This window comes from Mycetocola zhadangensis (assembly GCF_003668565.1).
In the GTDB taxonomy this organism is placed as follows: Bacteria; Actinomycetota; Actinomycetes; order Actinomycetales; family Microbacteriaceae; genus Mycetocola_A; species Mycetocola_A zhadangensis.
This window is the reverse complement of the sequence record NZ_RCWJ01000003.1, coordinates 71,142-96,801: the sequence shown is the minus strand read 5'-3', so window position 1 is coordinate 96,801 and position 25,660 is coordinate 71,142. Positions and strand designations below refer to the sequence as shown.

General features: G+C 64.8%; 24 protein-coding genes. 16 read left to right on the top strand and 8 right to left on the bottom strand.

Going from position 1 to position 25,660, the window contains the following annotated elements:
* Nucleotides 1-148: 148 nt before the first annotated feature.
* The 3 genes from D9V28_RS11155 to D9V28_RS11140 all read left to right on the top strand — a co-directional run bounded on the left by D9V28_RS11155 (nucleotide 149) and on the right by D9V28_RS11140 (nucleotide 4,454).
* Nucleotides 149-1,585, top strand: a complete 1,437-nt coding sequence (locus D9V28_RS11155) for an NAD(P)H-quinone dehydrogenase (protein WP_121659824.1) — start codon at nucleotides 149-151, stop codon at nucleotides 1,583-1,585.
* 26 nt (nucleotides 1,586-1,611) lie between these two features.
* Nucleotides 1,612-3,486, top strand: a complete 1,875-nt coding sequence (locus D9V28_RS11150; RefSeq protein WP_121659823.1) for a lipase family protein — start codon at nucleotides 1,612-1,614, stop codon at nucleotides 3,484-3,486.
* Between the two features lie 536 nt (nucleotides 3,487-4,022).
* On the top strand, nucleotides 4,023-4,454 hold the full coding sequence (locus D9V28_RS11140; RefSeq protein ID WP_121659821.1) for a hypothetical protein: 432 nt from the start codon (nucleotides 4,023-4,025) through the stop codon (nucleotides 4,452-4,454).
* Nucleotides 4,455-4,771: 317 nt separating this feature from the next.
* Here D9V28_RS11140 and D9V28_RS11135 read toward each other — a convergent pair whose 3' ends face one another.
* Both D9V28_RS11135 and D9V28_RS11130 read right to left on the bottom strand, forming a co-directional pair.
* The gene (locus tag D9V28_RS11135; protein WP_121659820.1) at nucleotides 4,772-6,535 is read right to left on the bottom strand and encodes an acetyl/propionyl/methylcrotonyl-CoA carboxylase subunit alpha; all 1,764 of its coding nucleotides are present in this window, start codon (nucleotides 6,533-6,535) and stop codon (nucleotides 4,772-4,774) included.
* A 130-nt stretch (nucleotides 6,536-6,665) separates the two neighbouring features.
* The gene (locus D9V28_RS11130) at nucleotides 6,666-7,304 is read right to left on the bottom strand and encodes a Maf family protein (protein ID WP_268234437.1); all 639 of its coding nucleotides are present in this window, start codon (nucleotides 7,302-7,304) and stop codon (nucleotides 6,666-6,668) included.
* Between the two features lie 77 nt (nucleotides 7,305-7,381).
* Here D9V28_RS11130 and D9V28_RS11125 point away from each other — a divergent pair, with 77 nt between their 5' ends.
* The 4 genes from D9V28_RS11125 to D9V28_RS11110 are packed head-to-tail and all read left to right on the top strand — an operon-like array spanning nucleotide 7,382 to nucleotide 11,665.
* Nucleotides 7,382-8,653, top strand: coding sequence for a class I SAM-dependent RNA methyltransferase (locus D9V28_RS11125; RefSeq protein ID WP_121659818.1), 1,272 nt, complete (start codon nucleotides 7,382-7,384; stop codon nucleotides 8,651-8,653).
* A 42-nt stretch (nucleotides 8,654-8,695) separates the two neighbouring features.
* Entirely contained in the window at nucleotides 8,696-9,346 is a 651-nt protein-coding gene (locus D9V28_RS11120; protein WP_121659817.1) for a response regulator transcription factor, read from the top strand.
* A complete protein-coding gene (locus tag D9V28_RS11115; protein WP_121659816.1) occupies nucleotides 9,336-10,655 on the top strand; it encodes a sensor histidine kinase in 1,320 nt (439 codons plus the stop codon). The genes D9V28_RS11120 and D9V28_RS11115 overlap by 11 nt, the downstream gene beginning before the upstream one ends.
* Nucleotides 10,652-11,665 carry a hypothetical protein gene (locus tag D9V28_RS11110; RefSeq protein WP_121659815.1) on the top strand — a complete coding sequence of 338 codons (1,014 nt, stop codon included), beginning with the start codon at nucleotides 10,652-10,654 and terminating at the stop codon, nucleotides 11,663-11,665. Before D9V28_RS11115 ends, D9V28_RS11110 begins: the two co-directional genes overlap by 4 nt.
* Nucleotides 11,666-11,721: 56 nt before the next feature.
* Here the strand turns inward: D9V28_RS11110 and D9V28_RS11105 are convergent, their stop codons facing one another.
* Nucleotides 11,722-12,072 (bottom strand): ArsR/SmtB family transcription factor, encoded by a 351-nt coding sequence (locus tag D9V28_RS11105; RefSeq protein WP_121659814.1) that lies wholly within the window; start codon nucleotides 12,070-12,072, stop codon nucleotides 11,722-11,724.
* 91 nt (nucleotides 12,073-12,163) lie between these two features.
* On the opposite strand from D9V28_RS11105, the gene arsB reads away from it, so the two are divergent.
* The 3 genes from arsB to D9V28_RS11090 all read left to right on the top strand — a co-directional run bounded on the left by arsB (nucleotide 12,164) and on the right by D9V28_RS11090 (nucleotide 15,138).
* On the top strand, nucleotides 12,164-13,270 hold the full coding sequence (gene arsB / locus D9V28_RS11100) for an ACR3 family arsenite efflux transporter (RefSeq protein ID WP_121659813.1): 1,107 nt from the start codon (nucleotides 12,164-12,166) through the stop codon (nucleotides 13,268-13,270).
* 26 nt (nucleotides 13,271-13,296) lie between these two features.
* Nucleotides 13,297-13,707 (top strand): arsenate reductase ArsC, encoded by a 411-nt coding sequence (locus D9V28_RS11095; protein WP_121659812.1) that lies wholly within the window; start codon nucleotides 13,297-13,299, stop codon nucleotides 13,705-13,707.
* Between the two features lie 81 nt (nucleotides 13,708-13,788).
* Nucleotides 13,789-15,138, top strand: coding sequence for an FAD-dependent oxidoreductase (locus D9V28_RS11090; protein WP_121659811.1), 1,350 nt, complete (start codon nucleotides 13,789-13,791; stop codon nucleotides 15,136-15,138).
* Nucleotides 15,139-15,452: 314 nt separating this feature from the next.
* On the opposite strand, the gene D9V28_RS11085 is transcribed toward D9V28_RS11090, so the two are convergent.
* Both D9V28_RS11085 and D9V28_RS11080 read right to left on the bottom strand, forming a co-directional pair.
* Nucleotides 15,453-15,725, bottom strand: a complete 273-nt coding sequence (locus D9V28_RS11085; protein WP_121659810.1) for an acyl-CoA carboxylase subunit epsilon — start codon at nucleotides 15,723-15,725, stop codon at nucleotides 15,453-15,455.
* Nucleotides 15,722-17,293 carry an acyl-CoA carboxylase subunit beta gene (locus D9V28_RS11080; RefSeq protein ID WP_121660115.1) on the bottom strand — a complete coding sequence of 524 codons (1,572 nt, stop codon included), beginning with the start codon at nucleotides 17,291-17,293 and terminating at the stop codon, nucleotides 15,722-15,724. The genes D9V28_RS11085 and D9V28_RS11080 overlap by 4 nt, the downstream gene beginning before the upstream one ends.
* Nucleotides 17,294-17,438: 145 nt before the next feature.
* On the opposite strand from D9V28_RS11080, the gene D9V28_RS11075 reads away from it, so the two are divergent.
* Both D9V28_RS11075 and pip read left to right on the top strand, forming a co-directional pair.
* Nucleotides 17,439-18,257 carry a biotin--[acetyl-CoA-carboxylase] ligase gene (locus D9V28_RS11075; RefSeq protein WP_121659809.1) on the top strand — a complete coding sequence of 273 codons (819 nt, stop codon included), beginning with the start codon at nucleotides 17,439-17,441 and terminating at the stop codon, nucleotides 18,255-18,257.
* A gap of 111 nt (nucleotides 18,258-18,368) precedes the next feature.
* Nucleotides 18,369-19,313, top strand: coding sequence for a prolyl aminopeptidase (gene pip / locus D9V28_RS11070; RefSeq protein WP_121659808.1), 945 nt, complete (start codon nucleotides 18,369-18,371; stop codon nucleotides 19,311-19,313).
* 27 nt (nucleotides 19,314-19,340) lie between these two features.
* On the opposite strand, the gene D9V28_RS11065 is transcribed toward pip, so the two are convergent.
* On the bottom strand, nucleotides 19,341-20,054 hold the full coding sequence (locus tag D9V28_RS11065) for a Pr6Pr family membrane protein (RefSeq protein WP_121659807.1): 714 nt from the start codon (nucleotides 20,052-20,054) through the stop codon (nucleotides 19,341-19,343).
* Between the two features lie 124 nt (nucleotides 20,055-20,178).
* On the opposite strand from D9V28_RS11065, the gene D9V28_RS11060 reads away from it, so the two are divergent.
* Entirely contained in the window at nucleotides 20,179-20,739 is a 561-nt protein-coding gene (locus D9V28_RS11060; RefSeq protein ID WP_121659806.1) for a PH domain-containing protein, read from the top strand.
* Here the strand turns inward: D9V28_RS11060 and D9V28_RS11055 are convergent.
* A complete protein-coding gene (locus D9V28_RS11055; RefSeq protein WP_121659805.1) occupies nucleotides 20,700-21,227 on the bottom strand; it encodes a GtrA family protein in 528 nt (175 codons plus the stop codon). The two genes, D9V28_RS11060 and D9V28_RS11055, sit on opposite strands and share 40 nt — an antisense overlap.
* Nucleotides 21,228-21,334: 107 nt before the next feature.
* Between D9V28_RS11055 and D9V28_RS11050 the strand changes: the two genes are divergently transcribed.
* The 3 genes from D9V28_RS11050 to D9V28_RS11040 are packed head-to-tail and all read left to right on the top strand — an operon-like array spanning nucleotide 21,335 to nucleotide 24,356.
* A complete protein-coding gene (locus tag D9V28_RS11050; RefSeq protein ID WP_268234431.1) occupies nucleotides 21,335-22,468 on the top strand; it encodes a 5-(carboxyamino)imidazole ribonucleotide synthase in 1,134 nt (377 codons plus the stop codon).
* 8 nt (nucleotides 22,469-22,476) lie between these two features.
* The gene (gene purE / locus D9V28_RS11045) at nucleotides 22,477-22,995 is read left to right on the top strand and encodes a 5-(carboxyamino)imidazole ribonucleotide mutase (RefSeq protein WP_371870008.1); all 519 of its coding nucleotides are present in this window, start codon (nucleotides 22,477-22,479) and stop codon (nucleotides 22,993-22,995) included.
* A complete protein-coding gene (locus D9V28_RS11040; RefSeq protein WP_121659803.1) occupies nucleotides 22,992-24,356 on the top strand; it encodes an LCP family protein in 1,365 nt (454 codons plus the stop codon). Before purE ends, D9V28_RS11040 begins: the two co-directional genes overlap by 4 nt.
* On the opposite strand, the gene galU is transcribed toward D9V28_RS11040, so the two are convergent.
* Nucleotides 24,353-25,246 (bottom strand): UTP--glucose-1-phosphate uridylyltransferase GalU, encoded by an 894-nt coding sequence (galU, locus tag D9V28_RS11035; protein WP_121659802.1) that lies wholly within the window; start codon nucleotides 25,244-25,246, stop codon nucleotides 24,353-24,355. The genes D9V28_RS11040 and galU overlap by 4 nt on opposite strands.
* Nucleotides 25,247-25,660 lie beyond the last annotated feature (414 nt).

Below are 25,660 nucleotides of genomic sequence, written 5' to 3'. Positions count from 1 at the left end.
GCCGCTGCTTCAATCACGATGAAATCAGGCGGATGCCACGTGGCACGCGCGCAGGTGAGCATTCGTTGCAGTTGGGGCTGCGTTTTTGCGCGCCACCATGCGGATCGCGGGTTTTGGCTGAGCATCCATCACCTGAGAGAATGGGGCAATGACCTACGAGTTCGAGCGCAAACAACGGATCGCTGTACTCGGGGGCGGCCCGGGCGGATATGACGCCGCGATGGCCGGAGCCCAGCTCGGAGCAGAGGTCACCCTGATCGAACGCCAGGGCGTCGGTGGCGCCGCTGTTATCACCGACGTTGTTCCGTCGAAGAGCCTGATTGCAACGGCAGAGGCCACCAACGCGGTGCGCAGCGCGACCGAACTCGGTGTGCAGTTCTTCAACCGCAACGACGCAGGCAAGGCCGTGAAGCCCGAGGTCACCGTCAACCTGGCAGCCGTGAACAAGCGCCTGCTCAGCCTCGCCCGCCAGCAGTCTGAGGACATGCGCGCGAACCTTGAGCAGGCCGGCGTTCGCATCGTGTCCGGCGACGGTCGACTCGACGGGCGCGACGCCATCATCGTCTCCACCGACGGCGGCGGTCGTGGGACCGACTTCGACCGGATTGAGGCGGACACCATCGTTGTGTCGGTCGGCGGAAGCCCGCGCCAGCTGGAGTCGGCCATGCCCGACGGTGAGCGCATCCTCAGCTGGACGCAGCTCTACAACCTCAAGTCCAACCCCGAGCACCTCATCGTTGTCGGCTCGGGTGTCACCGGCGCCGAGTTCGCGTCGGCGTACCGGGCGCTCGGCTCAGAGGTCACCCTGATCTCGAGCCGCGACCAGGTTCTGCCTGGGGAAGACGCCGACGCGGCCGCCGTGATCGAGAAGGTCTTCAAGCGCAACGGCATGACCGTGCTGAACAAGTCGCGGGCGCAGAGCGTCGTGCGTACAGCCGACGGCGTTCTCGTCACCCTGTCCGACGGTCGCACGGTCGAGGGCAGCCACTGCCTGATGGCGGTCGGCGCCGTTCCGAACACGGCGGGCATCGGCCTCGAAGAAGCCGGGGTTCAGATGACCGAGTCCGGTCACATCCGGGTGAACCGGGTCGCGCGGACGTCGATCCCGAACATCTACGCGGCTGGCGACTGCACGAATTTCATGCCACTGGCATCCGTCGCTTCAATGCAGGGTCGATCGGCGATCTTCCACGCGATGGGCGACGCCGTGAACCCGACCGAGTTGCGCAACGTTGCGGCCAACATCTTCACCCAGCCCGAGATCGCTACCGTCGGCTGGACGCAGAAGCAGATCGAAGAGGGCCTCGCGCAGGGCGAGATCTACAAGCTGCCGCTGTCGCGGAACCCGCGCGCGAAGATGCAGGGCATCAAGGACGGCTTCGTGAAGCTGTTCGCCCGCACCGGAAGTGGCACCGTCATCGGTGGTGTGATCGTTGGGCCGAAGGCGAGCGAGCTGATCTTCCCGCTGGCCATTGCTGTTGAGCACAGGCTCAACGTCGACGAGATCGCGCGGGCGTTCGCCGTGTACCCGTCGCTGTCCGGAAGCATCACGGATGCGGCGAAGGCGATGCACATCGTCCACTAGCTCGTTGTCCTGACGGGAGCTCTGCGATGGCCAGTCGAAACAATCTTTTTCGGCGGGTGACCGCTCGGGTACCCGCTCGGTGGCGCGGCTGGCACCTCAGTGCCCTGCCGCGGTTGCTCGCGTCCGCGCCGCCGGCCGTGATTCTGGCCGCCGGTGTCGTTGTGGTCGTCCTCGGCGCGCTGATCGTGTTCCGTCCGCTCACGTCGTTGTTGCTGCTGGGTATTTATGTGGGTGTCAGCGCCGTCGTGGCCGGCGTCGCCACCCTCGTGTCAGACGGCTGGCCGCCCCGCTGGTGGCGGTGGCCGCTCGCGGTGCTGTGGGTGCTCGGCGGTGTGGTGGTGCTGATCTGGCTCGGCCGCAGCCTCGAACTGCTGCCGCGGGCGCTCGCACTGCTGCTCGTGGTCGGCGGTCTGGCATCCTTCGGCGACGTGGTGACCCGTGGTCGAATCAGCCAGCGTGTGCTCGCCGCCTGCTGGGGCGGTGCCCAGATGGTGTTCGGGTTCCTGTCGTTGACCTGGCCGGACGCCACGTTACTTGTTGTGGCCGTCGTCTTTGGTGTGCGAACCGTCGTATTCGGGGTCGGCCTTCTGGTTCGCGGCGGTCAGGAGTGGGCACGTGCGACCCGCCCGCTTGCCGAGCAGCAACCTCCGATGAAGTCACGTCGCCGACGCACCCTGCTTGCCGACTGCGGGCGCGGTCTCCTGGCGCTCACGCTCGTGATCACCGCCTCCGCGGGATGGTGGGTCAACGATTGGCTCGCCGGCGGTGCGATCGTGGTCGACGCGTTTTACTACCCGCCGGCCGATCTGCCCGATGGGCACGGGCAGTTGATCCGCTCGGACGACTACACCGGTGAAATTCCCGAGGGCGGCACTGTGCAACGCATCCTCTATACGACGCGGGACGCGAACGGTGCGGATGCCGTTGCGAGCGGCCTGGTCATTCGCCCAGTCGACCCGCCACCCGGGCCCCGGCCGGTCGTCATCTGGAACCACGGCACCACAGGGGTCGCGCAAGCTTGCGCGCCGAGTTTGCGGGGTAAAGCGGCGACAGAGTGGGACATTCCCGCCGTGGAGGAAGCACTGGAGCGCGGGTGGGTTGTCATCGCATCCGACTATTCCGGGCAGGGCGCCCCCGGGGATTTCCCCTACCTGATCGGCGCGGGGGAGGCTCGCTCATCTCTGGATGGTGTGCTGGCAGCTGCAGAGCTCGACGACGACCTGGTGCTGTCACCGGACACGCTCGTGTGGGGCCACTCGCAAGGCGGACACGCCGCCCTGTGGACGACGCAGATTGCCGAGGAGTACACTCCCGGCTTGAATATCCTCGGCACCGCAGCGCTTGCGCCCGCTGCTGATCCATACGCACTCGGTGCCGAGTTCACCCGAGGGGCTGCGTCGCCCCAGCTGACGTTGCTGATTTCCTGGGTGCTCGTGCCGTACACAGAGACGTACTGGGATGTGGACTTGCGCGACCATGTTGCAACCAGTGGTCGCCTGCTGGTGCGGGAAATGACACAGCGATGCCCGACCGAACCCGGGGTGCTGGTGTCAGTTCTCACCGCTCTCGGCGTTGGGGTTGATCGACCTTTGTTTGTCGGCGACCTTACCGACGGCGCGTTGGGGCGCCGGTTGCAGGAGAACGCCGCCACCGGCCCGTTCGGCACACCGCTGCTGGTGGCTTGGGGCGCAGAAGATGAAGTGCTGCCGACGTCGTTTCAGCGCGACTTCGTCGCCCAGCAATGCGCGAACGGTGAGCAAGTGCGCTCGGAGGAATACGCCGGTTACAACCACCTGCGCGTCCTGCAGCCGAAATCGAAGTTTCTCCCCGTTCTCATTGACTGGTCAGAGGCGTTGTTCGACCGCGATGTCGATGAGTCGCTGGACGAGTGCGCGCGCTGAGATGGTCCCCGTGCGGTGGGAGACGCTTTTTGCTGCGCAGGCTGTGCGCATCGTCCACGAGCGCACGGGTTTCGAGTGGCGGGTCCACGCTCGCCCACGAGCGCACGGGTTTCGCGCTGGCGGGCCGCCACGCTCGCCCACGCACGGTCGTCAAAGGCTGCTGACCCCGGTTGCTCGGTCGCGAACGGTTGTTGGCACCTTGCTCGGTCGGGATTGGCTGGATTCCGGAGCCAAGCTCGACCGTTTGTGACGGAGTAAAGCGTGGGTTCGACCGTTCGTGACGGAGCAACGGGTTGGTTCGACCGTTCGTGACGGAGCAAGGGGTTGGTTCGACCCGTTTCTAACGGAGCACAAGGTACGCGACTCCTCCTGAGGGTGCGCGCGACACCGGGCGTGGTCACGAACGGCTGCTGGTACGTTGCTTGACGTGGTGGTCAGCAGCTGTTTGTCTTGGCACCATGGAAAGTGACCGTAGCGGCTGGCCAGGAAATCTCACTCCGCTGCGCCAACGCGAGACGGCTTCGGCGGTCGAGAAAATGACTGCGCCTGACGACGACCCCGCTCGCGTGCGTCCTGGATCCCGATCAGCCGACTGGTGGTACTTCCCTGCGAACGCGGCGACGCTCGCGACGCTCGCGGTCGTTCCGGGCTTGGGTGACGCTACTCAGATGTTCTTCGTAGCAGCGCTCGGATGCGTGATGATTACGACCTTTGCTGAGCTCCGGCGCATGCAGATCGGCATGGTTGCCGGCGTGACCTGGGAACCACGCGCGGTCGCCGCTGCGGTGGTCTTCGGCGCTGTGGCTCTGGGCCATCTGGGTGCTTCGATGCTGATGGTCCGTCTCGGAGCTCAGGACTGGATTCCCGTGGTGTTTCTGAGTGCATTCGCAACGTCATGGCTCGGCATATTCGTTCTCGAACGGGCAGCCAGCTCGATTGGAGCTGAGGTCGGCGCTGACCCGCGTTGAACGAGCAGGGTGACCGACGGGTCGAAGGCCTGCCCTACGTGCACTAGGTCCGCGCTCGCCCCTTCGTGAGGGCGCGCGCGACACCGGGCGTGGTCGCGAACGGCTGCGGGTAAGTCGCTCGGTCACGATCGGCTGGATTCTGAGCCCGATCGCGACCGGTTGTGACGGAGCACCGGGTCGGTTCGACCGTTCGTGACGGGGCACGGTTGGTTCGACCGTTCGTGACGGAGCAAGGGCGCGGGCGTTTCTGCGACGCCGCGTTAACGACAGAAGCCGGTCCCGCGCGGAACCGGCTTCTGAACAAAAGTGCCTGACGGCTAGTCGGTGATGGTGAGCAGCTGGTGCCCGCTCGACACCGTGGCGCCAACCGTCGCGCTGATGTCACCGATCGTGCCGTCCTTGTGGGCGGTGATGGGCTGCTCCATCTTCATGGCCTCGAGCACAACGACGAGGTCACCCTTCACGACGCGCTGGCCGTCCTCGACGGCGAGCTTGATGATCGTGGCCTGCATGGGAGAAGCGACCGAGTTGCCCGTGGCGCTCGACACAGTTCCGGTGCCGCCGTGGCGACGCGGTGCTGCGGTGAGCTGGCGGCTGCCGGCAGCGGCGGGGAGGAGGCTCGTTGGGAGGCTGACCTCGATGCGCTTGCCTTCGACCTCGACAACAACGTTGTGGCGGCCTGCCGTCGGCTTTGGGGCGTCGGCTTCACCGTTCCACGGCTCGATGTCGTTGACGAACTCGGTTTCGATCCAGCGGGTGTACACGCCGAAGTGGCCGTTGTCGGCGGTGAATGCCGGGTCGCGCACGATCTTGCGGTGGAACGGGATGACCGTGGGAAGGCCAGAGACCTCGAACTCGTCGAGCGCACGCCTGGAGCGCTCGAGCGCCTCGGTGCGGTCCTTGCCCGTGACGATGATCTTGCCGAGCAGCGAGTCGAACGCGCCGGAGATCTCGTCACCGGCCGTGACACCCGAGTCGAGGCGGATGCCCGGGCCACCGAATGTCTTGAACACGTGGATGGGGCCCGGCTGTGGAAGGAAGTTCCGTCCGGGGTCTTCACCGTTGATGCGGAACTCGATCGAGTGCCCCTGCGGCTTCGGGTCGTCGTAGTCGAGGGTGCCGCCCTCAGCCAGACGGAACTGCTCGCGCACGAGGTCGATGCCTGTGATCTCCTCGGAGACCGGGTGCTCCACCTGCAGGCGCGTATTCACCTCGAGGAAGGAGACGGTGCCGTCCTTGCCGATGAGGAACTCGCAGGTGCCGGCACCGACGTAGCCGACCTCCTTGAGGATGGCCTTCGATGCGCTGTAGAGCAGGTCGTTCTGCTCATCGCTGAGGAACGGTGCCGGGGCTTCTTCGACGAGTTTCTGGTGCCTGCGCTGCAGCGAGCAGTCGCGGGTGGAGACGACAACCACGTTGCCGTGCATGTCGGCAAGGCACTGGGTCTCGACGTGGCGGGGCTGGTCGAGGTACTTCTCGACGAAGCACTCGCCGCGCCCGAATGCGGCGATGGCCTCGCGGGTCGCCGACTCGAATGCGTCGGAAACCTCGGAAAGTTCACGGGCGACCTTGAGGCCGCGACCGCCGCCGCCGAACGCCGCCTTGATGGCGACAGGCAGGCCGTGCTCCTCGACAAAGGCGAGCACCTCGTCGGCACCGGACACCGGGTTGAGCGTGCCTGGGGCGAGCGGGGCGCCGACCTTCTGCGCCACGTGGCGGGCCGACACCTTGTCACCGAGCTGTTCGATCGCCTCGGGTGACGGGCCAATCCAGGTGATGCCGGCACCGACTACCGCGCGGGCGAAGTCGGCGTTTTCGGCCAGGAAGCCGTAGCCAGGGTGGATGGCGTCCGCGCCAGACCGGCGAGCAATGGAGAGGATCTTCTCGATGACCAGGTAGGTGTCCGCACTCGTCGAGCCGTCGAGCGCGTATGCCTCGTCGGCAAGCCGCACGTGCAGGGAGTCACGGTCCTGGTCGGCGTAGACGGCGACAGAGCCGATCCCGCTGTCGCGCGCTGCACGAATCACTCGGACGGCGATTTCGCCCCTGTTTGCAATGAGAACCTTCGTTATACGCGACACAGTTCCTTAGCCTAGGACCCCAGCGCGCATTGGATTTGGTCGGTGCACACAAAAATGCACGTCAAAGCACTGGCGATGCCTACAACGTGTGGAATTCTACAAACGAGCGGATGCCATCGGCTGGCAGGTCCTACAGCGCACCGTTTCGGTTCCACAACGACGGCCAGTCGTGACCGAGTTCGCGCACCAGGCGTCGCAGGGTCGGCAGCGACAGGCCGACCACTGTTGAGGGATCGCCGCTGATTCGGTCGATGAACGCGGCGCCCAGGCTGTCGATGGTGAAGGCGCCAGCGACGAAGAGCGGTTCGCCCGTGGCGATGTACGCGTCGAGTTCGGAGTCGGTGATGTCGTCGGCGAATGTGACGTCCGCGTGCGCCAGCGCCCCGACAGCGCGCGGCTCAGCGCCTGGGCGCTGCTCGATCAGCCAGTGCCCCGAGTAGAGTCGGCCGGTTGATCCGCGCTGGGCCAGCCAGCGTTCGCGAGCGGCCTCAGGGGTGTGCGGCTTGCCGTAGATCACGCCGTCGACCACAAACACGGAGTCACCGCCGAGGATCAGCCCGTCGAACTCGGGGTGCTCCGCAGCGACCGACTCGGCCTTCGCCCGGGCCAGCAGCTGCACGGTGTGCTCGGGGGAGAGCGGACCGTTTACCGAGGCAGCGTTCACAGCGGCGTCTTCGTCCACATCGCTCGGAACGATCACCGGTTCGATGCCGCTCTGCCGCAGCAGCATCAGCCGGGCGGGGGAGGTGGACGCGAGGTACAGCTGCAAGGCAACTCCAGCGGTGTGAGGGCGCACGGCACGCGTGCGAGTGTGCGGGGCGTGTTCATCCGTGGGACGATTCATAGGTGAATGCACAGACGAATACCCCAGCAGATGTCGAGCTTGAGATAACAAACGTAGCCCACGGTGGTGTGTTCGTAGCCCGGCTTGAGGGCCGAGTGGTTTTTGTCGCAGACACCCTCCCAGGTGAGCGGGTTCGCGCCCGGATCACCGAGAGTTCCAAGAAAAGCTTCTGGCGTGCCGAGACCGTCGAGGTGCTCGACGCGTCGCCGCACCGCCAGTCCCACGTCTGGGCCTCGTCGTCGATCGACGTCGACCCCGCTGATCGCGCCGGGGGCGCCGAGTTCGGTCACATCGAGCTCGGCCACCAGCGTGAACTCAAGCGCCAAGTGCTCGCCGACTCGTTGCAGCGGTTCGCCGGCGTCGAGAGCGACGTTCAGGTCGAGTCAGCACCGGGCGACGATGAGCGTGAGGGCCTGGCCTGGCGCACCCGCGTCAGCCTGCACGTTGACGCCGACGGAAACGTCGGCCCGTACGCCGCCCGCTCGCACCGGGTGATTCCGGTTGGTGACCTTCCGCTCGCGACAGACGCCGTGGCATCCGCTGCGCCGCTTGACCAGCAGTTCAAAGGCGCTGAATCGGTGGACATCATCGCGCCGAGCAGCACGGACAGCGCACGCATCGTCGTGCGTGAGCCGGTCAAGAAGGGCACGAGCGTTGCCCACCGCCGCGAGCAGACCATCGTCGAACGGGTCGGTGACCGCGAGTTCTCCCTCGATGAGGGTGGATTCTGGCAGGTGCACCGTTCGGCAGCGCAACTGCTGACCGAGGTCGTTCAGTCCACCGTCGATGAGGCGCTCTTCGACCCGCGCGCCGCAAACCTTGACCTCTATGGAGGTGTCGGCCTGCTCGCCGCCGCGATCGGCGACAAGTTCGGCAGCACCACCCGCATCACGAGCGTCGAGTCGTCGGCCCGCGCCACCGACCACGCCAGCGAGAACCTCTCAGACTGGATCGGCGCGCAGAGCATCACCGCTCGGGTCGACGCCTACCTCCGTGGCCTCGTCGCCAACTCGAGTGCCGCCGACCGGTCGAGGCTCGAAGCCGCAACCGTTGTTCTCGACCCGCCACGCTCGGGTGCCGGCAAGGAAGTTGTGGCGAGCCTCGCCGAGCTGCGACCGGCCCAGCTCGTCTATGTGGCATGCGACCCGGTGGCGCTCGCACGCGACATCGGCCTGTTCGCTCCGCTCGGATACTCGCTTACCTCGCTGCGGGCATTCGACCTGTTCCCGCACACCCACCACATCGAGTCGGTTGCCCTGCTCACGCGGGACTAAACTCAATCCACCGGAATTCGGTTTCCTTCTACGATTGGCCCAGTGGTGCGCATAGCTGTTATTGACGATCACGAGTCCGTTCGAATGGGCCTGCGTGCCGTGTGCGAGTCCGCCGGTCACACGGTCGCACACAGCGCGTCAACGGTGGAGGAGTTCCTCGAGCAGGCCGACGGTGTGCCGTGCGACGTTGTCGTTCTTGACCTGAACCTGGGGGATGGCAGCAACATCACCGACAACGTTCGAGCGGTGCACGGGTCAGGGTCGGCCGTCCTGATCCATTCGATTGCCGACCGTGTGGCATCCGTTCGTGAAGCGCTCGCCGCGGGGGCGGCTGGCGTGATTCCGAAATCCGCTCCGACGGATGCTGTCGTTGCGGCTATCGAGACGGTCGCAAGTGGTGAGGCACTCAACAACCTGGAATGGGCGAGTGCGATCGACGCAGACGGTGACTTCTCGCGGGCACAGCTGGGCAGGCGCGAGCGAGACGTGCTGCACCTGTACGCATCTGGCCTGCCCATGAAGGACGTCGCTGTGCAGCTCGGCATTGCGCAGTCGACAGTGAAGGAATACCTCGATCGGATCCGCGGCAAGTACGTGGACCTCGGCCGGCCGGCCCCGACCAAGGTCGACCTGTTGCGCAGGGCTGTCGAAGACGGCATCCTGCCCGAGCTCAACACCGGCGATGACAGCTGACGTCACTCCTCGACCGGGGCCGTTGTTCTCTCCGGTTCCTCGGGGAGCGGTGCTCGACGGCCTCGACAGATCGACCCTCAGCCGCACCACAACCGATGCACGATTCAGCGTCGCCCGCATCGAACGGCTGATCGCCACATCGATCGGCATCATCGGCCTGGTCTTCGGCGCGCAGACGCTGAGCATCGCGATCGGATCAGGGATCAGGGTGCCAGGCGCGCTCGGTGCCCTGTACATCGCGGCGCTCCTTGGGATGCTCGGAATCGTGATCGCGCTTTGGTTCAACCCTCGGGCGCAGCGGATCGCAAACATTGTCTTCGCGATCGTCTACCTCGTCGGCATTCTGCTCTGGCCGCTCGCCACGGGAGGCGCAGACGCCGCAGGTGTTGACGAGCCCTGGACTTGGTACCTCTGCGCCATCGCTTGCGCATCGGCGGCGCAGGCGTTCAAACCAGCGCTCGCTGTTGCGTACATTCTCGTGACACCGACCGTGTACGGCATCACAGGGGTGATGGACGACGCCGGGCGACTGGTGCGCGGAGACATCGCGCTGCAGAACGCGCTTTACGGATCGATGATCGGGCTCGTCATTTTCGCCCTGCTGATGACCTTCCGCCACGCGGCAAGCCAGGTCGACGCGGCGAGGGCAGCGGCGTTCGAGCGGTATGACGACGCGATCCGCCAGCACGCGCGTGAGGTCGAGCGCATCGAGGTCGACGCCCTCGTGCACGACACGGTGCTTGCCTCGCTGCAAGCCGCCGACCGCGCCCGCCGCCCAGAGGCCGCAGCGCTCGCCGTCTCGATGGCCAGCGATGCGATCAAGCGCCTCGCAGCCCTGGACGAGCCGCGAGCAGACGGGGCGGAGACCGCCACCCTGCAGAGGCTGGTCTCCGGGCTCGACCTGTACGCCGCGGCGCTCGACACGACCTTCGAGATCGCGGTCGCCCCGGACTCGGACGTCGTCATTCCGTACCCGGTCGCACAGAACCTCTACCTGGCCGCGACGCAGGCGATGGCCAACAGTGCCCAGCATGCTGGTGGGGCGGATGCCACGGCGCAAATCAATCGGACGATCACCGTCACCGCCTGTGACTCAGACGGCGTGTCCATCGAAGTGAGCGACGACGGTGTGGGTTTCGACCGTCTGGCTGTGGAACCCAACCGGCTCGGATTGCGGGTGTCGATCATCGAACGCGTCGTTGCGGTCGGAGGAACCGTCGAGCTTGATTCAGAACCCGGGCAGGGAACGACGATCAGCATCCGCTGGACACCGGCGGAAGCGCGGGCGTCGGAAGGTGCCCGGTCGTGATCTCCCTCAACCGCTGGGTCATGCTCGCCCTCGCCGCAGCGTTCTCGATCTACCACGTCGTTCGTGGCATCATGACGCTCGGTCAGGCCGGTTCCCCGTGGCCGAGCCTTGTGGCCATGGCGTTGTACCTGGCGGCGACGGTGCTGAGCCTGTGGCCGACGAGCCCGACCGCGATGCCCGGTTGGCTGGCCGCGTTCAACCTCGGAACGGCCGTCAGCGTGCCCGTTCTCGTGACGAGCGAACTCGACCCGCTTGTGAACAACGGCTACGCCACCTGGCACGTCGCCGCGATCGGCACGCTCATGACCATTGCCGTCGTGCGCCGGCAGGAACTCGTCGGCTGGGTTGGTGTCATCTTCCTCACCGTGCAGTCGATCCTGTGGTGCGGCCTTGGGACGAGTGTGCAGATCGGCATCACAGGAAGCCTGATGTGGGTCATCATCGCCAGTGTGCTCACGCGCTCACTTGTGAAGGTGTCGCGTGACGCCGAGAATCTCGCGGTCGCCGAGCGCGAGGCAGCCAAGTGGCAGGCCGCGCAGGACGCGCACCAGGGCGAACGTCGCCGCCGGCTCGATCAGACAGCGGTGCGGGCGCTGCCGATGTTGCGCGAGATCATCCTGTCCGGAGGTGAGCTGAGCGAAGAGCAGCGTGTCGAGAGCCGGGTGCTCGAAGCCGGACTACGCGACGAGATCCGTGGGCGACGGCTGCTCAACGACCGGGTGCGCGAGAGCGTGCTCGCTGCCCGCCGCCGTGGCACGACCGTGTCTTTGCTCGACGAGGGCACGATCGACGACCTGCCCGAGGCCGAGCTCAGCCGAGCGCTCGACGCCGTTGCCGACGCCGTCGACCGCACTGAGGCGACCAAGATGATCATCCGAACGGCGCCGTCAGACACCGACGTGGCTGTCACCCTCGTTGCGCTCGGTCCGTCGACCGATCCGGCCGAGCCGGGCGACTCCGTGCGATTGTGGCTGGAGATTCCTCGCGGGGTGCCTGCGGAAGCCAGCTGACGGCATCCGTTCGCGAATTTCGGCTCGAAACTGCCGGAGTATCGATAGCGCGAAGCTCAGAGCTCGCTGATAAGTCCTGACACGGAATCGAGGGCGTCGGGCGTGAGGCTGTAGTAGGCCCAGGTGCCGCGCTTCTCGCGCGAAAGGTAGCCGGCGTCGACGAGCACCTTGAGGTGGTGGGAGACGGTGGGCTGGCTCAGCCCGAGCGGCTCGGTGAGGTCGCAGACGCAGGCTTCAGCGTCGTCATGGGAGGCGACGATCGACAGCAGGCGAAGGCGCGCTGGGTCGGCCAGAGCTTTGAGCGACCGGGCGAGCTTCTCTGCAGCGTCGGCGCCCATGGGCTCGCGCAGAATCGGGGTGCAGCAGGCATTGAGGTCGGTGATCGGCAGCGCTTCGGTTAGCGTCATCTGAAACGAACCCTCCTTAGATTGACATCCATCGATGTATTGACCACACTGTGTACATCGACAATCATCAATCTATCATTCTCGGAGTTGAATGTCCCTCCCTGGTCCCGTCACGAAACCCGCCGCCCTCGGCGCTGCCGACCGTTTCCTCCCCGTATGGATTCTCGCGGCCATGGCGCTTGGGCTCGCTTTGGCGGTCTTCGCTCCTGCGTTTGGCGACCTGCTGCACAGCTTCTCTATCGGCTCCGTGAGCGTTCCGATCGCGATCGGTCTGCTGGTGATGATGTATCCGGTTCTGGCGAAGGTGCGCTACTCCGATGCTCGCGCGGTTGCCGGTGACCGGAAGCTTCTGTACTCGTCGCTGGTGATGAACTGGCTCGTGGGGCCGGCGTTGATGTTTGCCCTCGCCTGGGCGTTTCTTCCCGACCTTCCCGAGTACCGCACCGGCCTCATCATCGTCGGCCTGGCGCGGTGCATTGCCATGGTTCTGATCTGGAATGACCTGGCCTGTGGTGACCGCGAGGCAGCCGCGTTCCTCGTGGCCGTCAACTCGGTGTTTCAGGTCGTCGCCTTCTCAGGCCTTGGTTGGTTCTACCTCCAGGTCCTCCCGTCGTGGCTTGGGCTGCCGACGACCAGTGCATCGTTCTCGCTGTGGGCGATCACACTGAGTGTTCTGGTGTTTCTGGGGATCCCACTGATCGCGGGCTATTTCTCGCGTCGGTTTGGCGAGGCCACCAGGGGCCGCGCCTGGTACGAGGGGACCTTCCTGCCGAGAGTCGGACCGTTCGCCCTGTACGGACTTCTTTTCACCATCGTGTTGTTGTTCGCTCTTCAGGGTCAGCAAGTGATTGACCGGCCGCTTGACGTCGTCCGCATCGCGCTGCCGTTGCTGGTGTACTTCGCAGTGACTTTCATCGTCGGGTTTGTCCTCGGCAAGTTCATCGGGCTCTCCTACGAACGCACCACGACGCTCGCCTTCACTGCAGCGGGCAACAACTTCGAGCTGGCTATAGCCGTCGCGATCGGCACATTCGGTGCCACAAGCGGACAGGCGCTCGCCGGCATCGTCGGACCGCTGATCGAAGTGCCCGTCCTGGTCGGACTTGTCTACGTCGCCCTGTGGATGCGCCCCCGCATGTTCCCCACCCGAAGCGCCGTCTCGGCCCACCACGAACTTCCGGTCGCAGACCGGGTCTAGCCCCACCCTCGAAGAAAGAGAGCCTGATGAACGAGAAACCATCCGTCCTATTCGTTTGCGTCCACAACGCGGGCCGGTCCCAAATGGCCGCCGGCTATATGAAAGCCCTCTCTCGCGGCCAGGTCGAGGTGCTCTCCGCCGGCTCGGAGCCCAAAGACCAAATTAACCCGATCGCCGTCCAGGCGATGGCGGAAGAGGGCATCGACATCGCCAACAACACCCCGAAGGTCCTGACCACCGAGGCCGTCAAAGACTCCGACGTTGTGATCACGATGGGTTGCGGAGACACCTGCCCCATATTCCCGGGGAAGCGCTACGAGGACTGGGAGCTCGACGACCCGGCAGGGCAGGGCATCGATGCTGTTCGCCCGATCCGCGATGACATCAAGGCTCGGATCCAGCAGCTGCTGGCCGAGATTCTCCCGGCGACGCCATAATCTCCGAGGGCATCGGCTGCGTGAAAGCGGCAACCGCTGTCGTCGAAGACCCCGTTGCCACAAAACGAAGAGAAGCAGAATATGACCATCACAGAGCTCCCCACTTTGACCGTTCCTCCATCCCGGAGCCTCAATAGCCTGCCTGTGGCCATCATCGGCGCGGGGCCAGTTGGGCTCGCCGCTGCGGCGCAGCTGCTTGAGCGCGGGGTCGATGTGGTGATTTTCGAATCCGGCGCCACAGTTGGAACCGCGGTTCAAGCGTGGGGCCACACCCGCCTGTTCTCGCCGTGGGAGTACCTTGTCGATGAAGCCGCCGGACGGCTTCTCGACAAGACTGACTGGCAGGCACCTGCCGCGAAGAAGCTGCCATACGGCCGCGACCTCGTTTCTGACTACCTGCTGCCGTTGGCAGCGACCCCCGAGTTGGCCCATCGCATCCGTTACAACAGCACCGTCACCGATGTCAGCCGACAGGGCATGGACCGCACTCGCTCCACCGGTCGCAGCACGACTCCGTTCCTCCTCCGCATTCGGACCGGTGACATCACCGTCGAGCAACTGGCCCGCGCGGTCATCGACGCCTCCGGTACCTACAGCACCCCGAACGGTCTCGCGTCTAACGGTCTGGCACCGACCAACATGCACAGGGCCCGAGCGAACATCAGCCATGCTCTGCCTGACGTCCTCGGGGCGGACCGCGCCCGCTTTGCCGGGATGCATACCCTCGTCGTCGGCGCAGGACACTCCGCCGCGAACACGCTACTGAAACTCGCCGCCCTCGCGAAGGAAGAAGGCGGCACGACGATCAGTTGGGCGATCCGCGGGGCCAGCCCGATCCGCGCCTACGGATCCGGGAACGACGAGCTCGAAGCGCGCGGGGAACTGGGCGCTTTGGTACACAACCTCGTTGGCCAGGGTCTCGTGACTCTGATCGACCAGTTCGAAATTGATGACCTCCTGCCCGTGAAGGATCATCGCGTGGCAGTCACCGGCCGCCGCCGGGGAGAGCAGATGAGTGTTGAGGCTGACCAGGTCGTTAATGCCACCGGATTCCGCCCCAACCTCGACATGCTGCGTGAAATCCGGTTGTCGCTGGACGAGATCGTGGAGGCGCCTCGTGCTCTGGCCCCTCTGATCGACCCGAACATGCACAGTTGCGGCACGGTGTACCCCCACGGCGTCACGGAACTCGCGCACCCGGAACCCAACTTCTACATCGCAGGCATGAAGAGCTACGGACGTGCTCCCACGTTCCTGATGTTGACCGGCTACGAGCAAGTACGGTCAATCGCCGACGAACTCGCCGGAAATCACGAAGCCGCCCGTCACGTCCAACTTGTCCTGCCCGAAACCGGCGTCTGCTCCACGTCGACGCCAACGGATAGTTGCGCAACAACGCCCGAGGCGCCCGGCTCATCCTGCTGCGGCTGATCCGGAAACGGGGCGGTGATGCGGCCCTGCCTGGCTGCTTTTCCATGCGGTAACAGAAGAAGGGCCGGCTCTTTCGAACCGGCCCTTCGAAGCCCCGGGTCAGGGCACTAACCCGAATAGTGACCTGACCCGCCCCCAAATGTTCGCCCCTTACCCTAGTCAGGCGAACTATCTGGTGGTGTAACTCTCAAGAATGGAGAGACACCTGCGTTATTCATTGTGCAGGTGTGAAGGAGCGCTGACTAGTCGGCTCTTTGGGGGACCGGACGGCGAGGCCACGTGTGCTAGGAACCTCGGCGTTCTGTTCCGTCTCGCTATCGCCAGCGACCCGGGCCCGGCGTGAGCAAGCCGCGCATGGTGCGCTGCGATCGCTGCCACGCCGACGGAGCCGTTGTCTTTTCGGGCGCCTTCGCGGCTTCCTCGACAACGGCCGCACTGAGCACGGCGGTCACCGCTGCGATCTCCTCCGGGGTCGGTGAACCGCGCAGGATGCGAACGTCGAGACCGTGTTCGGTGCCGTTGTCCGTTGAGAAGGCTCCCGACGGACGCGTTTCCCGCCGCGCTGCGCTTCGTCGCTCGCCCGTCACAGCGGGATGTTTCCGTGCTTCTTCGGCGGCAGGGTGGCCCGCTTGCCCTTGAGGGAGCGGAGCGCCTTGATCACAGCGACACGCGTTGCCGCGGGTTCGATGACACCGTCAAGCTCACCGCGCTCGGCAGCGAGGAACGGGCTGGCCACGTTGTAGGTGTACTCGTTCGCGAGCTTCGTCCGCACGGCAGCGACGTCTTCGCCGGCGGCCTCGGCGCGCTTGATCTCACCGCGGTAGAGGATGTTGACTGCGCCTTGGCCACCCATGACAGCGATCTCCGCGGTCGGCCACGCGAGGTTGATGTCTGCACCAAGCTGCTTCGAGCCCATCACAATGTACGCACCGCCGTAGGCCTTGCGGAGGATGACGGTGACGAGCGGAACGGTGGCCTCGGCGTATGCGTAGAGCAGTTTCGCTCCACGGCGGATGACACCCGTCCACTCCTGGTCCGTTCCCGGCAGGTAGCCGGGCACGTCGACAAGCGTGAGGATCGGGATGCTGAAGGCGTCGCAGAAGCGAACGAACCGTGACGCCTTTTCCCCGGCCTCGATGTTCAGGGTTCCGGCCATCGCGTTGGGCTGGTTGGCGATGATGCCGACGGTGCGACCCTCGACGCGCGCGAAACCGATCACGATGTTCGGTGCGAACAACGGCTGCACCTCGAGGAAGTCGGCGTTGTCGACGACGTGTTCGATGACGGTCTTCACGTCATACGGCTGGTTGGGGGAATCGGGGATGATCGTGTTGAGCTTGCGGTCGGCGTCAGTGGTCTCGAGCTCGACCTCGCTCTCGTACTCCGGGAGTTCGGCGAGGTTGTTGTCCGGCAGGAACCCGACCAGCGTGCGCGCGTAGTCGAGGGCGTCCGACTCGTCGCTCGCGAGGTAGTGGGCGACACCTGAGCGCGTGTTGTGCGTGAGCGCACCACCGAGCTCTTCCATACCAACGTCTTCACCGGTGACCGTCTTGATGACGTCTGGGCCGGTGACGAACATCTGGCTGGTCTTGTCGACCATGATGACGAAGTCGGTCAGGGCGGGGGAGTAGACGGCGCCACCTGCTGCCGGGCCCATGATGATCGAGATCTGCGGGATGACACCGGATGCCGCCGTGTTGCGACGGAAGATCTCACCGTACTTGCCGAGGGCAACGACGCCCTCCTGGATCCGGGCTCCACCGGAGTCGAGCATTCCGATGATCGGAACACCGGTCTTCAGGGCGTGGTCCATGATCTTGATGATCTTCTCGCCGGCGACCTCGCCGAGCGATCCACCGAAGATGGTGAAGTCCTGCGAGTACACGGCGACCTGGCGACCGTGGATGGTGCCCGTTCCGGTGACGACCGCGTCGCCGTATGGCCGGCTCTTCTCCATGCCGAAGGCGTGGGTGCGGTGGCGCACGAACTCGTCGAGTTCGACGAAGCTGCCCGGGTCGAGCAGTTCGGTGATCCGCTCGCGGGCGGTCATCTTGCCCTTGGCGTGCTGTTTCGCGATCGCGGCCTCACCCGATGCCGTCACGGCCTCGTGGTAGCGCCGTTTCAGGTCGGCCAGTTTGCCGGCCGTTGTGTACATGTCGGGGGCGTCGGAATCGTTCAAATTAGCTGCGTCTTCGGTCACTGTTTCACTCTACTGTGCACGGATAGGGCCATACCGTTGGTGAATGTCTACAGAGCCGCCGGTGTCGCCTTGTCGAGAAGCGCCGCGTACTGTGAGTCGCATGACTTCCTCCCCGGCCGATTTCCCGCTCGCCTCCGCCGTCGCGTCGACGCTCGATGTGCTCGATTCGAGCCCGTCAACCAACGACGAGCTTGTGGCGCGCGCGGGGCGTGGACCGGCCGAGGTTCCCCACTTCTCTGTCGTGGTCACAGACACCCAGACAGCGGGACGCGGCCGGCTTGGACGACAGTGGACGGCCCCTCCCGGTGCCTCGCTTGCCATCTCGGTTCTCGTGCGCCCCGGCCCCAGCTTCCCGATGGACTCCCTCGGCTGGCTGCCGCTCGCCGCCGGCCTGGCCATGTCGCGCGCCGTTCACAACGCGCTCGGCGGGCTCGCCACCGCGCGGGTCAAGTGGCCCAACGACGTGCTGGTCGACGGAAGCAAGATCTCCGGTGTGCTCTCCGAACTCGTCGACGCCGAAACGGGCGCCGTCGTGATCGGTGCAGGGGTCAACCTCACCATTTCCGACGAGGACCTCCCGGTTCCCACAGCGACCTCGCTCGCCGTCGAGGGCGTTTCGGAGCCTGACCGCGACCGCATCCTCGCCGACTACCTGACCGAACTGCGCTCTCTGACCGACGCCCTTTTTTCCTCCAGAGGGGATGCCGCGGCAAGCGGCCTGCAGAAAGCGGTCACCGATTCCTGTTCAACGGTTGGTGCCCGAGTCAAAGTTGAGCTCCCGGGAAACCTCGTGCTCACCGGCATCGCGCGCGGTATCGACAGCACGGGGCGCATCGTCGTGCAGGCGGACGGTTCGCCCGACCTCACTCCCGTCTCGGCCGGCGATGTCACCCACCTGCGCACCGAGCCGCGCGCCTGAGCAGTAAGGGCTGCAGGCGGCCCCGAGGGTCTAGGTCGAACCGTCGCATCAAAAAGCAGAGCACGTCGAGCCGGTCGATCCTGGCTTAACCGGCTGCCGTATGCTGCTCGAATGCCCACAGAAGAAACGGTCACGAGCGGTTATCTCAATGTCGATGACGGCAACGAGATTTACTGGGAGTGCTGGGGAAACCCCACCGGAAAGCCAGCGCTTTTCCTCCACGGTGGCCCTGGGTCCGGAATTGGCACCCATCACCGCAGCTACTTCGACCCAGCGGAGTACCTGGTGGTCTCACTCGACCAGCGCGGTTGCGGCCGCAGCCGACCCCTGGCCAGCGAGGACCCGGCAGGGCTCCCTACAAACACGACACAAGCGATCATTCGTGACATCGAAGCTCTGCGAGAGCACCTGTCCGTGGATGCATGGCTCATCGTCGGATTGTCCTGGGGCACAACACTTGCTTTGGCCTATGCACAGGCGCATTCGAGCAGGGTTACTGAAATTGTTCTTGGAGCAGTCACGACGACGAGTCGCGCCGAGGTCCGGTGGATCACGGAAGACCTTCGACGCGTCTTCCCGCGCGAGTGGGAACGATTCGCACACGCCTCTGGGGCCCGCGAGGGCGAGCGTGTCATCGACGCGTACTACGAGAGAATCACGAGCCCGAACGACGAGGTTCGAGCTGCTGCAGCTCAGGCGTGGTGCGACTGGGAAGACGTTCATGTTTCGTTGGACCCGTCGAGCAAACCCGATCCACGGTACGAGAACCCGCAGACGAGGCTACTCCTGGCGACGCTCGTGATTCACTACTGGAAGCACTCAGCCTTCCTCGATGGCCCAGGCATATTGGGAGCGATGGAGCGCATTGAGGACATTCCCGCCATGCTCGTGCACGGACGTTTGGATGTCAGTTCGACCCTCTCGGTGCCCTGGGACCTCCACAAAGCCTGGCCCGCAAGCAGACTAACGATTGTTGATGATGAGGGGCACTACGGTGCAGCGATTCACAAAGCAATGAAATCCGCGGTCGCGCAGTTTGCTTCGTTAGCCCAATAGAGAGTGAGCGCGGTGCTGTCGCCGATCTCAGCTGGCGACGTCACCCACCTGCGCGCCGAGCCGCGCGCGCGAGCCGAAGAGCTGCAGGCGCGACGCGGCGAACACGGCAGCGCCGATGAGGATGAACGTGACGGCGATGCCCACGACGTAGAGCAGCACAGAGCCGTAGCCGTTCGACGGGTCGAAGAACGGGTACGGCACCCAGCCGTCGGTCGCGCCGCGCAGCAGAATGACTCCGCACCACACGATCGGGTACAGCTCAACCACCCAGAGGAACCGGAACGGCAGCGCCTCCCGGTCTGGCACAAGCAGCCAATCGAGCAGGCAGTACAGCGGAAAGACGACGTGCATGACCGTGTTGGCCCAAGCCACATCGACGCCGCCGCTCAGCCCGGTGAGCAGCGTGTTGTACACGAGTGCCACCACGATCAGATAGGTGGTGATCGAAGCACGAGCCAGCTGCAGCACCAGCCCCTGCGGCCGCCCCAATGCTCCCCACGCAGCAGTGACACCCAGAACAGCGACGCCGAGCAGGTTCGACTGGATCGTGAAGTAGCCGAAGAAGTTGAACGGGTTCACCGGCCCGCGCGATGCCGTGTCAGCGAAGGTGACAATTACGGCGGCGAGCGTCGTGAGCACCAGAACCAGACGGATGCCGGCGATCGCCAGTTCTGCCCCTCGCGTTCGGGCGCTGCCTGGCACGCTGCGGGCGGGGCGTCCGTTGGGAATCTCGGCATCCATTCCAGAAGTATGTCGGCGCGACGGGAATCAGGCAACGGTGGATGACGCGCGGTTTCCCCCGTCGATCGGGCTGCAGGCGGCGGTGCTGTCTTTCGCGACTCGTGCTGAGTGATAAGAATGGAACATGGTCGACGAAACGAGCGCTTATCCTGGCACACCGCCGGAGATCGACTCCCGACCCAGCGTTCCGACCGAGCGGGTCGTCGCCCGGCTGCGGCCAAACGCTCGCGTGCTGTTCTGGCCGGTGCTCGTCTTCATCGCCCTGCCCGGAGCGAGCTTCTACTCATTCAGTGTCTTCACCGAGCGCTGGCAGCACACCCTCATCGGCATCCTGGCCACCCTGGCGTTCCTCCTGCTCGTGCTTCTGCCGTACATCCTGTGGCTCAACCGGCGCAGCACCATCACCACCCGTCGCATCATCGTTCGGCGCGGATTCTTTGTTCGCGAACGCCGTGAAATCTTCCACAGCCGCGGTTACCACGTCGCCCTCAAGCGCAGCTGGCTGCAGAGCGCGTTCCGTTCAGGCGACCTCGTGATCAGTTCAGGTGTTGAGAAACCGATGGTGCTCCGCGACGTACCCGGTGCGAACGCTGTGCTCGAAACGCTGCAGGACCTGGTCGAGAAGAACCAGATTGTGATTTCGACTCACGCCGGGTCGGTCGGAACCGCGACGACCGCGTTCTGAGTTGCCGGAGCATCCGTCGGTATCAATCGAGCGGATGCCTGTCGGCTCGGTGCGAAGACCCAGTAGCGATAGAGCGTAAAACGGAAGATCGCGCCGAGTGCGAGCCCGACGACGTTGGCCGAGATGTTGTCGGCGAGGACCGAGGTGAAGCCGAGCAGGTAGTGGGAAACCCAGAGGCAGGCAAGGCCGATGCCCATGCCGACGAGGCTGACGCCGAAGAACTCGATGCCCTCGCGCACCGTCGAGTCCTGGCGGTTCTGGCGGAAAGTCCAATAGCGGTTGCCCAGCCAGTTGGCGGTGATCGCCAGCACGGTTGAGATGATCTTGGCGAGCAGGGGGCCCGTGTGGATCACCTCGGGCGAGAGCACGGTGAGCCGGAGCGCGTTGAACACGGTGAGGTCGATGAGGAAGCCGGCGGCACCGACGAGCCCGAATTGGGCGAGCTGTACGACCAGGCCGGGGAGGCGGCTTTCGCGTGTTCGGCTCATGGGTTCCTCGAGTTGGGCGCTTCCACGCGCATGCGGGAAGATAGATTCGCGTAGGCAGTTTATGCGACAGCCCGCCCTTTTCATTCCTACCCGTTGGAGATGACCCCGTGGTTCGTGTTGGCGTAATTGGTGGCGGGCAGCTCGCTCGCATGATGATCCCCCCAGCCGTGAACCTCGGTATCGATATTCGGGTGCTCGCCGAAGCCGACGGCATGGCCGCGCAGCTTGCCGCAAGCCAGGTCGGCGACTACCGCGATGCCGAGACGGTGCTGGCATTCGCCGAAAACGTAGACGTGATCACGTTCGACCACGAGCACGTGCCGCAGGAGATTCTGCGCCAGCTCGTCGACCGCGGAGTGCGGGTGCACCCGGGCCCGGACGCGCTGCTGTACGCGCAGGACAAACTGCTGATGCGTCAGAAGCTGACCGACCTCGGGCTGCCCGTTCCGACCTGGGCGCGGGTGCGCACCGAAGACGAGCTGCAGACGTTCCTCGACGACAACGGTGGCCGCGCCGTGCTCAAGACGCCGCGTGGTGGCTACGACGGCAAGGGCGTGCGTGTGGTGTCCGCCGGTCATGAGGCCAGTGACTGGTTCGCCGCCGTCGCCGAGACCGGAGCAAACGACGGGCTTCTCGTTGAGGAGCTCGTCGAGTTCCGACGCGAACTCGCGCAGCTGGCCGCGCGCCGGCCGTCTGGCGAGCTGGTCTTCTGGCCGGTTGTGGAGTCGGTGCAGCGGGACGGTGTCTGTGCCGAAGTGATTGCCCCTGCTCCGGGTTCGGCCGGTCGCGTCGCGGACGTGGCCGCAGGAATTGCCGGCCAACTGGCATCCGGTCTCGGAATTACCGGAGTGTTCGCCGTCGAACTGTTCGAGACGACCGATGACCGACTGCTCGTCAACGAGCTGGCCATGCGGCCGCACAACTCCGGGCACTGGACCCAGGACGGTTCAACCACGAGCCAGTTCGAGCAGCACCTGCGTGCAGTGCTCGACCTGCCGCTCGGTGCGACCGGGACGCGCGAGCCGCACACGGTGATGGTGAACATCCTCGGTGGTCCGAGTGAGGGGGCGCTCGCCGACCGGTACGCCGACGCGATGGCGATGCACCCGACGGTGAAGATTCACAACTACGGCAAGGACCCGCGACCGGGTCGCAAGGTCGGGCACGTCAACGCCAGCGGAACCGAGCTGGATGACGTTGTGTACCAAGCGCGTGCCGCAGCGGCGTTTTTTCAGGACTGACAAATAACATGAACCCCATGCCTTTCTCCGCTTCAGAGCGCCCACGTGTTGGCCTGGTCATGGGCAGTGACTCCGACTGGTCGGTCATGGCCGATGCGTCAGCGGTGCTCACCGACTTCGGTGTCGACCACGAGGTTGAGGTCGTGAGTGCGCACCGCACGCCCGAGAAGATGATTTCTTATGGTCGGGATGCTCGCGCTCGCGGCCTGCAGGTCATCATCGCCGGAGCGGGCGGTGCGGCACACCTGCCGGGCATGCTCGCCGCGGTGACCCCGCTTCCGGTGATCGGCGTTCCCGTGCCGCTTGCGCGGCTGGATGGGATGGACTCGCTGCTCTCGATCGTGCAGATGCCTGCTGGTGTTCCTGTCGCCACCGTGTCGATTGGTGGAGCGAAGAACGCTGCGCTGCTCGCGGTCCAGATCCTCGGAGTTGGAGATGACGCGCTCGTCGATCGAATGACCGCGTATCAGGCTGACCTCGCCGTTCAGGTTGAGGCGAAGAATCGGGCACTGCAACTCAAACTATGACCGTCTACACCGCAAGCCCCCTTCGCCACCCGGACCTGGGCGCCCCAGCCCTGATGACTCGGCGCGCCTGGTGGCTCGTTGTACTCAACTTTCTGATCCCAGGCTCGACCCAGGTGCTCGCGGGCAACCGCAGGCTCGGCAGGCTCGGGCTGGCCGCCACGCTCACGCTCTGGCTGATCGCCGCGCTCGTCATCGTGGCGTACTCGCTGTGGCGCACGGCCACGTTGTCGATCATCACGAACTCGTTCGCGCTGACCGCCGCGCAGCTGCTGCTGGTGCTGTACGCCGTGCTGTGGCTCGTGCTCACGCTCGACACCCTGCGGCTGGTGCGCCTCATTCGGGCGCAGCCAGGGTCGCGGTTCTGGATTGCGGCGTTCACGGTGATTCTGCTCGTGCTTTCGGTCGGTACTGCGACGGCGGGCGCGTATTACGCAGGTGTTGCGCGCGGAACCCTGAACTCGATCTTCGGGGGAGGGGCCGCGTCGGTTCCTCCGGTTGACGGTCGCTACAACATCCTGCTGCTTGGTGGAGACGCCGGGCCCGACCGCGAAGGCCTCCGGCCCGACAGCCTCTCGGTCGTCTCCATCGACGCTGACACCGGGCGGGTGACGATGATCGGCCTGCCGCGTGACATGCGGAGGGTGCCGTTCTCGGCGGGGTCGCCGATGGGGGAGCTGTACCCCAATGGGTTCCGCAACTGTGACGTGAGTGCATGCAAGCTCAACGCCGTCTACACCGAGGCGGAGTTGCGGCACCAGGACCTGTATCCGAACGCGAAATCTACCGGTTCCACACCGGGCATCGAAGCGACCAAGGAAGCAGCCGAGGGCATCACCGGGTTGACGATCCAGTACTACGCGCTCATCGATATGCAGGGCTTCTCCGACCTCATCGACGCGCTCGGCGGAGTGGATATCAACGTCAAGGAGCGACTGCCGATCGGTGGAAATGAAAGGCTCGTCGGGGTTGATGAGTGGATTGAGCCGGGAGTGCAGACCCTCAACGGCTACTACGCACAGTGGTACGCGCGCTCACGGCACTCGACCAGCGACTTCGACCGCATGGAGCGCCAGCGAGAACTTCAGACCGCGATCCTCCAGCAGTTCACGCCGGCCAACGTGCTGACCAAGTTCCAGGCCATCGCGCAAGCGGGAACTCAGGTGGTCAAAACCGACGTCCCTCAGGACATGCTGGGCTACTTCACGAACCTCGCGATGAAGTCGAAGGAGCAGCCGATCACATCGGTAGAGCTGACGCCGGCGAACAGTATCGACCAGGACGATCCGGACTTTGAAGCAATCCGAGCCCTTATCCGTGCCGATTTGGATCCACCCATACCGACGGAAACCCCGACCGACTAGTCGAGCTTTGCGGCGAATTCCTTGATCCATGGCTTGAGCTCGAGTCCCAGGTCCTCACGGTCTGACGCGAGCTGGATGATGGCCTTGATGTAGTCGAGGCGGTCACCCGTGTCGTAGCGACGACCACGGAAGACAACTCCGTACACGCCGCCTGCGATCGTGTCGTCCGCTGCCAGCACCTGCATGGCATCCGTCAACTGAATTTCGCCGCCCTTGCCTGGCTCTGTCTTCTCCAGGACGTCAAAGATTTCCGGGCGGAGGACGTATCGACCGATGATGGCGAGGTTCGACGGAGCGTCTTCGGGGGCTGGCTTTTCGACCAGGTCGGTGACCTTGACGACGTCGGGGTTGTCTGTGGCCTCGACGGCCGCGCAGCCGTACATCGAGATGGTCGCAGGGTCGACCTCCATGAGGGCAATGATCGTGGCCTGGCGGCTTTCCTGCTCCTCGATCATGGTGGTCAGGAGCGGGTCCCGGGCGTCGATCAGGTCGTCACCGAGCAGAACGGCGAACGGTTCGTTGCCCACGTGGCGGCGCGCGCGAAGCACAGCGTGGCCGAGTCCCTTGGGGTCGCCCTGGCGCAGGAAGTGGATGTCAGCAAGTTCGCTCGACTCAACCACCCGGTGAAGCCGCTTCTTATCCCCTTTCTCTTCCAGGGCAAGTTCAAGCTCGGTCACCCGGTCAAAGTGGTTTTCCAGGGCGTTCTTGTTTCGCCCGATGATCATCACGACGTCGTTGAGTCCGGCGCTCACGGCCTCTTCGACGACGTACTGGATGGCCGGCTTGTCGACGACGGGAAGCATCTCTTTTGGAAGTGCCTTCGTCGCCGGGAGGAACCGGGTACCAAAACCTGCGGCGGGAATAACGACTTTGCGTACGGGCTGAGGCATGATTCCAGCTTAACCGTTGTCGGCGTATGGTTTGCCGACGTGTGGCATGCCGCGTCGACTTCCCCTTGGATGCGCAAGGAGCAGCCGTTCGTGACCTTCGAGCACCACGCGCGGAATCGATTGCTACTTCCAGGAATGAGTTTCTCGCCCGACCAGAGGGATTGCTCGACCAACTCTATATAGCTTCTCGGCCATATAAAGGACGAGGGTGTCGGTGAGAGATCGCGGCACGGTTCGTCACACCAGCGCTTGAGCAGCGCGGCGAACGATTTGTCCCTCCGCATCACCCGGCCGACCGCCTCGGGAATCCTCACGGCGGTGTTTGACATGCTGGTGGAGCTACCGCATTGGGCTCGGCGATTCCGATCAGTTTCTGGAGTAGATGAGCTCGAAACCTCCGGCTAAAGACGCGCT

Coding starts and splice junctions, on each gene's coding strand:
- D9V28_RS11075 (WP_121659809.1), top strand. CDS start 17,439: ATGACTTCCTCCCCGGCCGATTTCCCGCTCGCCTCCGCCGTCGCGTCG.
- pip (WP_121659808.1), top strand. CDS start 18,369: ATGCCCACAGAAGAAACGGTCACGAGCGGTTATCTCAATGTCGATGAC.
- D9V28_RS11105 (WP_121659814.1), bottom strand. CDS start 12,072: ATGACGCTAACCGAAGCGCTGCCGATCACCGACCTCAATGCCTGCTGC.
- D9V28_RS11090 (WP_121659811.1), top strand. CDS start 13,789: ATGACCATCACAGAGCTCCCCACTTTGACCGTTCCTCCATCCCGGAGC.
- D9V28_RS11080 (WP_121660115.1), bottom strand. CDS start 17,293: ATGTACACAACGGCCGGCAAACTGGCCGACCTGAAACGGCGCTACCAC.
- D9V28_RS11055 (WP_121659805.1), bottom strand. CDS start 21,227: ATGAGCCGAACACGCGAAAGCCGCCTCCCCGGCCTGGTCGTACAGCTC.
- D9V28_RS11040 (WP_121659803.1), top strand. CDS start 22,992: ATGACCGTCTACACCGCAAGCCCCCTTCGCCACCCGGACCTGGGCGCC.
- arsB (WP_121659813.1), top strand. CDS start 12,164: ATGTCCCTCCCTGGTCCCGTCACGAAACCCGCCGCCCTCGGCGCTGCC.
- D9V28_RS11065 (WP_121659807.1), bottom strand. CDS start 20,054: ATGGATGCCGAGATTCCCAACGGACGCCCCGCCCGCAGCGTGCCAGGC.
- D9V28_RS11150 (WP_121659823.1), top strand. CDS start 1,612: ATGGCCAGTCGAAACAATCTTTTTCGGCGGGTGACCGCTCGGGTACCC.
- D9V28_RS11115 (WP_121659816.1), top strand. CDS start 9,336: ATGACAGCTGACGTCACTCCTCGACCGGGGCCGTTGTTCTCTCCGGTT.
- D9V28_RS11155 (WP_121659824.1), top strand. CDS start 149: ATGACCTACGAGTTCGAGCGCAAACAACGGATCGCTGTACTCGGGGGC.
- purE (WP_371870008.1), top strand. CDS start 22,477: ATGAACCCCATGCCTTTCTCCGCTTCAGAGCGCCCACGTGTTGGCCTG.
- D9V28_RS11095 (WP_121659812.1), top strand. CDS start 13,297: ATGAACGAGAAACCATCCGTCCTATTCGTTTGCGTCCACAACGCGGGC.
- D9V28_RS11140 (WP_121659821.1), top strand. CDS start 4,023: ATGACTGCGCCTGACGACGACCCCGCTCGCGTGCGTCCTGGATCCCGA.
- D9V28_RS11060 (WP_121659806.1), top strand. CDS start 20,179: ATGGTCGACGAAACGAGCGCTTATCCTGGCACACCGCCGGAGATCGAC.
- galU (WP_121659802.1), bottom strand. CDS start 25,246: ATGCCTCAGCCCGTACGCAAAGTCGTTATTCCCGCCGCAGGTTTTGGT.